This window comes from Woronichinia naegeliana WA131 (assembly GCA_025370055.1).
Lineage (GTDB): Bacteria > Cyanobacteriota > Cyanobacteriia > Cyanobacteriales > Microcystaceae > Woronichinia > Woronichinia naegeliana.
Genome location: CP073041.1, coordinates 6242388 through 6254927 on the forward strand (window position 1 = coordinate 6242388; position 12540 = coordinate 6254927).

The window sequence follows — 12540 nt, forward strand, 5'->3', positions numbered from 1 at the left end:
GACTTTTTCAGCAAGCCCTATGTAGGGCTTGCTGAATAAGGATGAAATCCTTGCTAGACAATACTTTCAGGCATTTTACAAACGATCAGATGCAAGGTTATGGCATTTGGAGGCTCAAAATCCATGCACTTTGCTGGAAAAATGTGGGGTAAAACTGGAAACTGATCTCTGAAGTCACCATTTTTCGCGCCCTGTGGCATCTAGGTTCGTTTTGTGGACTTTTTCAGCAAGCCCTATGTACGGAATGTGGGGTAAAGGGAGAGTGCATGACTTCAAGCTATTCCAAAATAGTGGAGTAAGAGTAGGAGATTTGATAAAAATGATAGCGGACAAGGGATATCAAGGAATTGCCAAAATTCATAAATTAAGTGAAACACCGATTAAGAGAAAAAAGGGTAAAAAATTAAGTAAAGAGGAAAAGCAATATAATCGGTTGTTAAACCGTCTTCGAGTAGTAGTAGAACACGTTAATCGACGATTAAAAATTTTCAGAATATTATCTTCAACCTATAGAAATAGACATCGTAGATACTGTGTTAAGTGTCAAGGGGAAACAGGCAAAAAATCAGTTTCCTCCTCTAAAACAACGTTAGGAAGAGCCAACTTAGTCTGGTCAAACGGTTTCCCTGACTTGAGAACCCCGTAAACAATCCGAATGAGTTTGTGCATTACAACCCCAACGATCTGCATTTTATTTTTTCCTGCCTCTAAAAACCGTTCTCGCAAGTCCTTCATGGGAGAACAATGACGCATAGAACTCAATGCAGGAAAATAAAGAGCCTTACGTAAATGAGGATTACCAATTTTACACAACCGAGTTTTCCCTTTAACAGAGGTTCCCGATTGATGCTCTTGAGGTGTTAAACCCGCAAATGCCGCTAATTGACGAGCAGAAGAAAACTGATTAATATCGCCAATTTCTGCCAGAATTGTCATTGCTGTCGGCTCACCAATTCCTACAATCGAAGTCAATAAATCTGCTTGACTTTTTAGGGAACTATATTCGTTCAACAATTCTTTTTGTCGCTTTTTTACATTGTCAATTTGAGTTTCTAAAAACACAAGATGAGCTTCAATATCTTCTATGAGACTCTCATCAACTGTTGTTTTTAAACGATTTTTTTCTTGAGTTGCCATCTGCTCTAACGCTCTTAATCGACGGCTATAAGACTGTAATTGTGCCATTTCTGGACTTGGAGGTGTCCAAGCTTGTGGTTTAAGGGCTGCACAGAATCGTGCAATCGTTGTGGCATCTGCTTGATCATTTTTTGTTCGACTCAAGCGACTTTGAGCAAATCCCTTAATTCGGGCAGGATTAACAATACTGACAATGTGACCTAAACTGTGTAAATAAGTTGCTACTGAATGACCGTACGTACTAGTTGCCTCTAAACAAGCATGAACTCTTTCCAGTTGGTTTTGCTCCAACCATTGTTTGAGTTGCTCGAACCCTTCAAGGTTATTGGCAAATTCTTTAACCTGACTTTTTTTCTCTCCTTTGAGTAAGGCGGCTGAGAATTTTTCTTTACTAATATCTATGCCGAGAATGGCTTCTTTTTCGCTCATGATTTAACTCCTTGTGAGTCAGAAAAATAGTTGTCACTCTGCCGCGCTATCCTTGCAAATACTAGGTTTTTTGAGAAAAGCCACGTTGATACTGTCCAGTCTGCGGAAGGTGACATTCCGAAGAACAAATAGGAGGCTCTTTATCTACGAAGCAAGCTTTTTGCTTTAGGTTGGGTTCAGAGTCACTCTTTTTCTTGTTCTTCTTGAGATTAGGATAGCTCCTATCCTCCATTCCCAACATACAAGGTTCGGTTTAAGAGCAAATTTAATAGCAGGTATTTATAACTACGAATTAGAAACAAAAGAGTTAAAAACTAAGGTGGAGATGAAAACAGAATAATTTATTCAAGATAATTTATTCTTTAAGTTCAGCTTTTGGAGACAAGCTGAGCGGATTGAGTGTGCCAATTTTTTGTTCTTCTACTTTAAGACCCACATTCCGTACATAAAAAAAGAACAAAGAAAATAAGAAAAGTCATTATGACAAAAGATAATACTGACAAGTAGTAGCCCCAAAAAAGCGCAAAATCCTCTCTCGCTCAAGCGTTAGATTGATTATTTGGGGACAATTATCCAGTACAACCCAATGAACTCCTCTCAACATCTGAAAAATCCAACGCAGTGTCGGACGCTGAGTCGGCTTTCCCAACTGATTAGGCACAGTCTCCTCGGGTGCGACCTTTAGTTGATAAAAGCTGTTGTAATCAGGGTTCTACAGGGAACCCATATTGATCAAGTTTTGCCCAAAATTGACTCCATCGTTCCTTGGTCAATACCAAAGCTCGTAGGCTCAAAATAATTCCTGCTCCTTTTTCCTTCCATCGCATCCCTGAACAACATAATCGTTGTTTGACCAACGTCTTACAAGCTGCTTCCGTAACACCTGAACCAATCGGATACTTTTTCTCTATGTATTCAGCATAATCCATTTGATGCTGATGATTCTCGTAATAAGTAATCGCCGCTTGTAGTTTCTCGGTAAGATTCTTAGAATGACTTTTTTCTTCTTTGACTTCTTTCATCAGATTTAGCAGTTCTCCTGCTTTTCCTTTTTCATGCTTGAGTTCTCGACAATTTTCAGTCAACCATTCTTTTTGTTTTGACACGGTATTCGGATGCAACGCTTCTGCCAAGGCACCTAAGTAACCAGAGGCATGATAGAAATCTAATATCTGTTCTTCCGTTTGCTTTTCTAAAAACTTCCAATTTGATTCTGCCCCGTCTGCTATCCCGACCAATGTTGCCTCTGGATAACGGTTTTTCGCTCGCTCAATTTCTCTTTCTAATCTTTCTAGAAAACTCTTTTTTCCATACTCTGGTGCCGCACCTAGATAGATTGTAGGTTGACGTTCGCCTTCACTATCGTATAGGGAAACGGTTCCCACCATTGCTTCACGGTAGCCATCCTCACACATCAGCATACAGGTTCCATCTAATCCTATTCCCACTGTTGCAATTTGGCTATCCTCCTTGGGCGGGGCATAACTCCACGCTTCTTCTTTTGCCTGTACCACACTTCCTACTGCTTCACTCAATCTTTGGATATAGGATAGCGCTACTTTTCTACCATGATTTTCTAATAAATCATTTTTCACCTCTTTGCCTGCCATCCCTGACATTTTTGAGGATACCTGTTTTGCCAATAATGGCGTTGATGTTATGATTATCCTTGCTTCTCTTTCTAAGGGGCAATACGTTTTTCCTCAAAGGTGAACGCTGATATACATGACGATTCACTATAACCTCACCATAAGGTGTTTGATATTCTTTCGGTTGCTCTCCCTTACTCTTCCAGATTTCTTCACCGATTTTTAAGGGTGAACCATCTGTATCTAAATATTTCAAGGCTTCTTTGCTGGCGATGCAACCTACTTCGTTTAAGCCTTTTTGAATATTTATTTCTGTATCCAACATTGAACGACTGAGTTCTAATGTTAGTTCTATTTTTATCTTTGAACCCTCTACATTAATTAGTTTTGCTGTCATCATTGTTTCCTCTTTGTCACTTTTCATCCCATGTTAACACTTTTCTTTTCCTTCATCAACTAAAGGTCACACCCGTCTCCTCCTGCTCTGCCAGAGCCAGTCTCAGTTTACGTTGTCCCAAGCTGTACACCAGTAAACACAACACCATGATGAAACTCAATGCCATAATCCGCTCAGGGGTTTTGAGAAAAACACTGGACGCCAAAAACAGAGGGTCTTTAAGGAAGCGAAAACCTCGCTCTACCCCTTGCTGTTGCTTGTAGTGGACAAGCAGTTGCTCATCGCTCAAAGAGTCTCCATCTAGCTGATTCGTCGCCAAGACAAAACGTCCTGCTGCCCGCTCTGAAGCTTGAACTTTCGCACTATTGAGGCTGAAAGTGGCTTGGGCATGATAGCTACGACGAATGGGCTGTTCATGGGGACGGGGTTTACCTCGATGACCGTAATGACATTTTTCGACGACAGTTAGGTCTTGAAGAAGATGCCATTCTAAACTCTTCTCCCATCGGCTCAGGGCGGTTAAAGCATCCTCCCGACAAGCAAATTCCTGACGCTGTAATTGTTCTAATTGTCTTTGAGCTTGAGCCGTTGCTTTCTCTGTCTTCTTCGTCAGTTGTTTGAGGTCTAAAGCTTTTTTTTGCTCGCTATCTACCACTATCCAACGTTGTTTGACTCCCCCATATTCACTTTCTAAGGAGGTAAGACGATAGCCCTCTAAATCAGTTGTGATGAATTGCTCCGAGGCTAATTGACTGACCGCATCCTGCACTTCTCTAATCGTTTTCGGCACAGAACATAACCAGTATATGCCGGTTAACTTTTGCAAGTTATCGGCACTGTATAAGGCTGAATCTGCTATATACAAACCATCGAATTGCCACTGCTCATTGAACTTTTTCAAGAGTTTAGCAAACTCTTTTTTATCACTTTGATTGCCATCTCCTAATTCGAGAAAAGCGGGAATGTCGCCATCCCCCCAACAGACTAGATTCAAGACAAATTGTTTCAAGTCTGGTCGCTTATCCTTTGAATAGCCATGAGTGATATGGATTATTTGGCTTTCTTTGTCTTCTCTCTTCACCGATAATTTATATTCCCCTTGTACCGATAATGAACTGGAGTCTAAATGGGAACTTTTCATCACTATTTTGAAGATTTCTACGGCTTTTAGACAAATTCCGAGAAACAAACGGCTGATGCCGGCCATAAAGATTAAATCTAAGACTCTCCCTAAACGGTCATCATTCAGGTCGCTGGCTTTTATTCCTTTTCCTAAAAGATGTTCTACTGGTTTATCTTCAAAAAAACGACTGAACAAATATAAAGGAGAGTTGATAAAGCCTAAGCCATTGAGAATCATCGCTTTCACTACCAGACCCGCACTGATTTTAGCACGGTCATTTTCTCCTAGTTGTTCATTGATATAATCCACTAGACCTAGTTCATCAACTATCGCCGCGATTATTCCTAAATGGTCGAGATTTTTAACGTTTAATTGGGTCATTTTCTCTTGGGTTTATTAGCTTTTTTATTTTAACTATTCTGTAGCCATTTTTGAATCTATTTTTATTTTTTCAAAACTAGTACGAAATACGGGTTAAGAGATTATTTTGGCTTGATTTTCGATGAGTTGTTCACCGTTTTTGACAGTCGAGGCGAATTTTCTAGATTAATAGCAGGTATTTATAACTACGAATTAGGGCTTGCTGAAAAAAGCTGAAACCCTTACGGAGAAAAATAGTAGGCGAATTAAGAACCGCTAGAATGCACGAAAATAGGGTAGAATGCCTCAAAACCATTGCATTAAGAAGAGAGAAAGCAGATGTACCGAAAGCAACAGTACTCAATTGAAACACCAGAAAACTTGAAAAATCTGTTCGGCGGGCAGTTAGACGAAGAAAATCGTTGGATAGAAATGTCAAAAATGATTCCCTAAGAAGAATATGAGGAAGAATATGCAAAAAACTTCACAGAAAAAAAAGGAGCCCCAGCCAAATCATTTAGAATGGCATTAGGAGCATTAATTATCAAAGAAATTTCAGGAAAAAGTGACAGAGAAACAGTAGAACAAATAAAAGAGAACCCTTATTTACAGTACTTTATAGGAATGGAAAGCTATAGTAGCAAAGAAGCATTTAATGCGTCAATGATGGTTCATTTTCGTAAAAAAATAGGAATGGAATTAATAAATAAAATTAATAAAGAAATAGAAAAAAAGCGACGGGTGTAGCGTCAGAAAAAAAAGAAAATGAAGGAAAGTTATTGTTAGATGCGACTTGTACACCAGCAGATATAAAATATCCAACGGATATAGGAATATTGAATGATGCCAGAGAAAAAACAGAAAAAATAATAGATAAGCGATATGAAGAAATAAAAGAGAAAAGGAAAGAAAAGCCGAGGACTTATAGGGAAGTGGCAAGAAAAGAGTACTTAGCCATAGCAAAAAAACGTCGTGTGTCAAAAAAAGAAAGAAGAAAAGGAACAAAAAAACAACTAGGATATATAAAAACTGGAGAGTGCGAAGTTCTCTGTCAGACATTTTGACAAAATGCCTAAAAGCCTTGCATTGAAAGCCTTTCAGCGATTGTGAGTCTGGAAGAGGGGTGAAGGACGTTGGGGGCTGAAACCCTAGTAAACTCGTTGATTTTCCTAGAACTTCGCACTGTCCAGTATAAAAAGAAACTTGTCTCATATAGAAAAAATGATAGAAGAGGGAGCAAAGTTAGAAAAACTAACGAAAAAAGAGCAAGAAGAGCTTGTAACGATAGGAAAAGTGTATGAGCAACAGTTAGAAATGTATGAAAAAAAGACAAATAAAGTAGAAAACAGAATCGTGAGTGTAAGCCAACCTCACGTGCGTCCAATAGTGCGTGGAAAAGCGGGAAAAGCAGTAGAGTTTGGAGCTAAAATATCGGCAAGTAATGTGAATGGCTTTGTCTTCTTAGACAAATTAAGTTGGGATAATTACAACGAATCGGGAGATTTACAAGCGCGAATAGAAGAATATAAAAGGGAAACAGGATGTTATCCGGAATCGGTTCATGTGGATAAAATCTATCGAACAAAAGCGAATCGAGCTTATTGTAAAGAAAGGGATATAAGAATGAGTGGTCCCCGATTGGGAAGACCGCCGAAAGAGGTGAGCAAAGAAAAAAAGAAAGAGGCACGCTCAGATGAAAGAGTGCGTAATGCCATTGAGGGTAAATTCGGACAGGGAAAGAGGAAATTTAGTCTTGGTCGAGTGATGGCCAAACTACCTGAGACCTCGGAAACGGTAATTGCGATGAACTTTTTGGTAATGAATCTTTCTACTCTACTTCAGAAGACAAAAAAGAAAACAAAAAGTAAAAAGTTGTAGAGTCGTTTTTCTTGTGAAAAATGGTGTTAATTTTCCTCTCTTTTGTGAGGAGTGATTTGTGTTGACCTTTTTAGACAGAAAGGAACAATAGATTAAACAAAATCTGTATTTTGATTTGTTTCTATAAGGATAAGTTATCTATGCTTTTTCAGTCCATACTTCCCTAACCCACATTTCTTTCGTTTTTTGACTTTTTCAGCAAGCCCGAATTAGAAACAAAAGAGTTAAAAACTAAGGTGGAGATGAAAACAGAATAATTTATTCAAGATAATTTATTCTTTAAGTTCAGCTTTTGGAGACAAGCTGAGCGGATTGAGTGTGCCAATTTTTTGTTCTTCTACTTTAAGAGATTATTTTGGCTTGATTTTCGATGAGTTGTTCACCGTTTTTGACAGTCGAGGCGAATTTTCTAGATTAAATGTATTTTTCATATCAACCGTTAAAAAACTTTTGCAAGAGGTCTACTATAAACTTTGGCTAAAATTTGTCGATCATCTTGGCTTAGAGTAATGGCCATCCCGTTGCGTAAATTATCCAGAGCTTCCGTTAAAATTCCTTCATCAATTTGGGCATTGTCAATAAATGTTTGCTCCTCTGGCTGTTGAATCATTTTTACCCGCACCAGACGACAACATTCCTGGGCAAGCCTAATTTAATGGAGAAAATGACGGATTCCAGTGAACACCATGACTAAACCTAATTCATTGGCAGCAGCAATGGAATCTTTGTCTCGCAATGACCCTCCTGGTTGAACGATCGCCGTTATACCAGCTGCGGCTGCGGTTTTAACAGAATCATCAAAGGGAAAGAAGCCATCGCTGGCCAGAAAAGCTCCCTGGGATTCTTCCCCGGCCTGTTTAATGGCAATTTCAACGGAACCGACCCGATTCATTTGTCCGGCTCCTACGCCTAAAGTCCTGAGATTTTTAGTAACCACGATCGCATTGGATTTGACGTGTTTTGAGACTTTCCAGGCAAAGAGCAATTCCGCTAACTGCTCAGGGTTGGGCTGTTTTTCAGTGACAACTTGCCAGTCGTTGGGATTTTCTACCCTATCATCGGAGGCTTGGGTCAGGAAACCACCGGCGATCGCCTTAACCGTTTGGGCTGGCCCGGTCGTTAAATCTGGCAAAATCAAGAGACGCAAATTAGACTTTTTCCCTAAAATGGCTTGAGCTTCTTCACTGCAACCGGGAGCAACGATACATTCTAAAAAAGTTTGAGTTAGAGCCTGGGCTGTTTCCCCATCAATCGTTTGATTCAATGCCACAATGCCACCAAAGGCAGAGACCGAATCAGCTTGCCAGGCTTTTTCATAGGCTTGGGCCAAGGTATCTCCTAAAGCCACACCACAAGGATTCGTATGCTTAAGAATGGCCGCCGCCGGTTCCGTCGCATCAAATTCCGTAATTAAACGGCGGGCAGCTTCGAGATCGACTAAATTGTTATAACTTAATTCCTTGCCCTGTAATTTTTCGGCACTGGCCCAGCCGGTGGCTTGACGACCTGTTTGATACCAGGTGGCACTTTGATGGGGATTTTCGCCGTACCGTAGGGTCTGGAGAACGGTTCCAGTCAGATCAAAAGTGGGGGGCGACTGATTATTATCTAAATTTGCAAAATAAGCGGCGATCGCGCGATCGTAGGATTGAGTTAGAGCAAAGGCTGCACCCGCCAATGTTTGACGTAAAGTTAGGGGAATTTCGCCCTGTTCCCTTAATACCTGCAAATAGTCGGAATATTGACTAGGATTCGATAAAATGACTGTATGGGCAAAGTTTTTAGCCGTTGCTCGAATCATCGCCGGGCCACCGATATCAATCTGCTCCACCGCTTCTATCATCGTCACATCCGGTTTAGCAATAGTTTGTTCAAAGGGATAGAGATTGACTACTACTAAATCGAGGGGACGAATATCCTGCCTTTCTAAATCTGCTAAATGTTCGGGTAAATCACGACGCGCTAAAATTCCCCCATGAATCTTGGGATGAAGGGTCTTAACCCGGCCACCGAGGATTTCTGGCGAACCCGTGTAGTCGCTGACCTTGGTGACCGGTAAACCAGCCGACTGAAGTGCTTTAGCGGTTCCTCCACTGCTGATCAGGTCAAATTGAAATTCCTGAACTAATTGCTGGGCTAACTCAATTAAGCCGGTTTTATCTGATACACTCAGCAGTGCTAGTCGTCGCATTACGATCTCCTCAGTCAAATTTCATCAGGTTTTAAAATCCCGTTGAATTTCATTATTGCTCAAATGCTTACCAAAGATGCGGCCAATCCCTTTCTGACTACCAATTTCCGAAAAAATAAGTGTAAAAGTTCAAATCTGGCATTAAACTAAACTGAAAACGTTTTTGAGAAGACCTAATGTTCAAACAGCTTACTATTCCTCTCTTAAGTTTTATGTTATTACTGGCAGGTGCTAAAGCCAGTTTTGCTGAAACGGTGATCGAAAAAGTCGCCCGAACGGGAGTTCTGACTGTGGGGGCAAATCTTGATAATATTCCCTACTCCTATGTCAATGAAAAAGGGGAACTAGACGGCTACTCCATGAGTGTTATTAATCTCATTAAGGAAGAACTAGAGAAGAAACTGGGCAAAACAGTGACTTTACAGGTAGTAGAAGCGGGAGATATTACGGAGCGTATCCCCAAATTATTAGCCAGGGAAATTGATCTCTCCTGTGATACAGCCTTTACCTGGAAAAGAGATGAATACGTGGATTTTTCGGTCAGCTACAGTGTGACGGGCGTTCGTCTGCTCATTCCTAAAGGCAGTTCCCTGGGTTCTGCGGAGTCCCTCATCGGTAAACGCATTGCCGTTGTCCCCAAAACAATCTATGAAAAAGCGATTAAATTAGCCCAACCTCAAGCGGAACTGGTTCCAGTCAAGAGTCTAGAAGAAGGAGTCCTGGCTCTAAAAGCCGGTAAAGTAGATGGGGTTGCAGGAGATAGTATTTTGCTCGATGGTTTACGCCAAAAAGTTTCTTTTGATGATACTCAACTAGTTCCGAAGTCACCCTACGCTCGCTATGGCGTTGCTTGTATGCTTCCCCAGTATGATCCGAGTTTTCTTCACTTAGTTAATTACACTATTGTGAAGTTTATGGAAAGTTACTTAGCTGGTGATAAAGGCTCCACCGACATGGTGAACCGTTGGATTGGCCCCGATGGCATTGTCAATGTTGATCCCCAGGATGTTCGTGATTTCTTTAATTACACGTTGATTACCCACGAACAAATTCCTCCCGCGCAGTAAAATGCTTAACTATTTCAGACTTAACAGGAGACGATTGTGAATCTTTCTACCAAAATGGGCTGGGCTGCTTTTTTGGTTGCCCTATCTGCTTTTCAACTTCCCCCTGCTGAGGCCAAAAATTGTGATGTTCAAGCCAGTCAAAACGCCACTCAAGAGACATCTCCTGCCAACGTCAGCGGCTCGCAAACGGGATCAGTGCAAGATCGCCTGACTCGGATTTCTTCGACCTTAAAAGCAAAAGCGAGTCAACTCCCTGAAGCAGAGTCCCAAATCCCATCGGATGCGATCGCCATTGGCTGGGGAAATCTTCGAGGCGGCGGTGGTTTTGTCAATGTGAATCGTCCTGCTTGGCGGAATGGCTGGGGCGATGGCGGTGGTTTTCTGAACCGTTCCTGGCCCAATGGTGGTTGGGGTAATGGGGGGGGCTGGCGTAATGGGGGGGGCTTTTTAAATCGTTAACTAAGGAACAAAACATTGCCAAAATGTTAATGGTTTGGAGGTAAAGAATTGAGAAAAAAATTACTTTATCTCCAAAATCTATCAGAATTCACCCTCTGCAAACTTCAAGAAAATTTTTATGAACATTACAAACAAAATTGGCTGGGCAGCATTTCTAGTCGCGATCGCAACCCTTAATCTATCGGCTGCTGAAGCGACAGTTTCTTCTCAACCCAATCAGGTATCAAAGCCAACAGTAGAAGCTCGTCTAGAACGTATTGTTAACGTTCTTAAAACGAGAGAAACTCAACTTCCCCAAACCGAGAGTCATCCTCTGAATTTAGAACTGGCTGTCGGATGGGGCAATACTCGTGGTAGTGGCTTTGTCAATACTCGTGGGCCGGGTTGGGGTAATGTAAGCGGCGGGGGCGGGTTTGTTAATGTGAATCCCTGGCGCAATGGCTGGGGAGATGGTGGCAGTTTTATCAATCGTCGTTAATATTTAAGGCGGAAGAGAATTTTACCAAAGCAATCCAATTTCTTCCGTTTTTAACTTATCAATAATCGTAGATTTTAATAAACTTTTTTGAATAATGAATAATGAATAATGATTATTACTGATCAAAGTAAAGAAAATTCTCAAACCCTTGATATTTCTCAATTTGGCCCGATTACTCTGGTGGTCATTCAACCGACTTCTTTTTGTAACCTAGATTGTGACTATTGCTATTTACCCGATCGCGCCTTAAAAAATCAGCTTTCCCTCGAACTCATTGACCCCATTTTTAAACAGATTTTTACCAGTCCCTTTGCCACTGAGCATTTCACTATTTGTTGGCACGCGGGTGAACCATTAACCACACCGATCGCCTGGTATCGAGAAGCATTTGAGTTAATTGAACAGGCTAATCAAAAGTATAATCAACGTCAAGTTTGCTTTGATCTGTCTTTTCAAACCAATGCGATTTTAATTAACCAAGACTGGTGTGATCTATTTAAGGAATATCCCATTCATGTGGGTGTCAGTATAGATGGCCCTGCCTTCATCCATGATGCTCATCGTAAAACCCGCACCGGCCTAGGGAGTCATGCGGCAGCCATGCGAGGCGTAGAATACCTCCAGAAAAACGATATTTGCACCAGTGTTATTGCCGTTTTAACCGACGATTCCCTCGATTATCCTGATGAAATATTTAATTTTTTTAAAGACACTGGTTTAACCAATGTGGGTTTTAATATGGAAGAAACCGAGGGGGTTCATGCTCAATCTTCCCTCGATAAAGCGGATAATTTAAAACGTTACCGAGCCTTTATTCAACGCTTTTGGGAATTAACAGCCGCCAGTCAAGGTCAATTTCAAGTGCGGGAATTTGAATCTCTTTGTAGCATGATCTATACCGAGGATCGTTTGAAAAATACGGATATGAATAAACCCTTTGTAATTATCAGTATTGATAACCAAGGTAACTTTACCACCTTCGATCCTGAATTATTATCGGTAAAAACAGAGAAATACGGTGATTTTGTTTTTGGCAATGTTTTAAGGGATAGTTTTGAATCGGTTTGTTATACGGAGAAATTCAAAACGATTTACCAGGATATTCAAGCAGGGGTGAACCTCTGTCAGACAACCTGTGATTATTTTGGACTCTGTGGGGGAGGGGCTGGCAGTAATAAATATTGGGAAAATGGGACTTTTAATTGTGCGGAAACCCTTGCCTGTCGTTATCGCATTAAAGAAATTTCCGATGTGGTGATTGAATCCTTTGAGCGATCGCTGGGCTTAGAATAGCCGACTTTAGATCAATACAAACTAAGCCCATTATCAGCAATTCCAAATTCAGAATGTAGCTAAAGACCAAAAAACTCAAACTCTTTACTGGAAAGGGTTTTACCCTGAAAAATTCCAAGTAAGAAGAAATTAAGAAGAA

At 40.8% G+C, this 12540-nt stretch carries 8 protein-coding genes and 4 pseudogenes; 7 read left to right on the plus strand and 5 right to left on the minus strand.

Translation table 11 applies throughout. The annotated features are described in order from the left end of the window. The first annotated feature begins 250 nt into the window (after window positions 1–250). Window positions 251–646 (plus strand): annotated as a pseudogene (locus KA717_31595) (transposase). On the opposite strand, the gene KA717_31600 reads toward KA717_31595, so the two are convergent. The 3 genes and pseudogenes from KA717_31600 to KA717_31610 all read right to left on the minus strand — a co-directional run bounded on the left by KA717_31600 (window position 544) and on the right by KA717_31610 (window position 5056). Continuing rightward, window positions 544–1566 carry an IS110 family transposase gene (locus KA717_31600; protein ID UXE60152.1) on the minus strand — a complete coding sequence of 341 codons (1023 nt, stop codon included), beginning with the start codon at window positions 1564–1566 and terminating at the stop codon, window positions 544–546. The pseudogene KA717_31595 and the gene KA717_31600 overlap by 103 nt on opposite strands. A 704-nt stretch (window positions 1567–2270) precedes the next feature. Then, window positions 2271–3552: pseudogene (locus tag KA717_31605) on the minus strand (ISKra4 family transposase). A gap of 55 nt (window positions 3553–3607) precedes the next feature. Continuing rightward, window positions 3608–5056, minus strand: coding sequence for an IS1634 family transposase (locus KA717_31610; GenBank protein UXE60153.1), 1449 nt, complete (start codon window positions 5054–5056; stop codon window positions 3608–3610). Window positions 5057–5374: 318 nt separating this feature from the next. Between KA717_31610 and KA717_31615 the strand changes: the two are divergent. Together KA717_31615 and KA717_31620 are read left to right on the plus strand one after the other, a co-directional pair. After that, window positions 5375–6063: pseudogene (locus tag KA717_31615) on the plus strand (transposase). A 163-nt stretch (window positions 6064–6226) separates the two neighbouring features. Beyond that, window positions 6227–6913, plus strand: a pseudogene (locus KA717_31620) (transposase). Between the two features lie 439 nt (window positions 6914–7352). Here the strand turns inward: KA717_31620 and KA717_31625 are convergent. Both KA717_31625 and purH read right to left on the minus strand, forming a co-directional pair. Next, complete coding sequence (locus KA717_31625; GenBank protein UXE60154.1) at window positions 7353–7523, minus strand: hypothetical protein; 171 nt, start codon at window positions 7521–7523, stop codon at window positions 7353–7355. Between the two features lie 42 nt (window positions 7524–7565). Continuing rightward, complete coding sequence (gene purH, locus KA717_31630; protein UXE60155.1) at window positions 7566–9104, minus strand: bifunctional phosphoribosylaminoimidazolecarboxamide formyltransferase/IMP cyclohydrolase; 1539 nt, start codon at window positions 9102–9104, stop codon at window positions 7566–7568. Between the two features lie 176 nt (window positions 9105–9280). Between purH and grrP the strand changes: the two genes are divergently transcribed. From grrP to grrM, 4 genes are all read left to right on the plus strand, one after another. Continuing rightward, window positions 9281–10171: an extracellular substrate binding-like orphan protein GrrP gene (gene grrP, locus KA717_31635; protein UXE60156.1), complete on the plus strand. Its 891-nt coding sequence runs from the start codon at window positions 9281–9283 to the stop codon at window positions 10169–10171. A 36-nt stretch (window positions 10172–10207) separates the two neighbouring features. Then, the gene (gene grrA / locus KA717_31640) at window positions 10208–10630 is read left to right on the plus strand and encodes an rSAM-associated Gly-rich repeat protein (protein ID UXE60157.1); all 423 of its coding nucleotides are present in this window, start codon (window positions 10208–10210) and stop codon (window positions 10628–10630) included. 118 nt (window positions 10631–10748) lie between these two features. Next, window positions 10749–11108 (plus strand): rSAM-associated Gly-rich repeat protein, encoded by a 360-nt coding sequence (gene grrA, locus KA717_31645; protein UXE60158.1) that lies wholly within the window; start codon window positions 10749–10751, stop codon window positions 11106–11108. Window positions 11109–11213: 105 nt separating this feature from the next. After that, the gene (grrM, locus tag KA717_31650; GenBank protein UXE64830.1) at window positions 11214–12401 is read left to right on the plus strand and encodes a GRRM system radical SAM/SPASM domain protein; all 1188 of its coding nucleotides are present in this window, start codon (window positions 11214–11216) and stop codon (window positions 12399–12401) included. Window positions 12402–12540 lie beyond the last annotated feature (139 nt).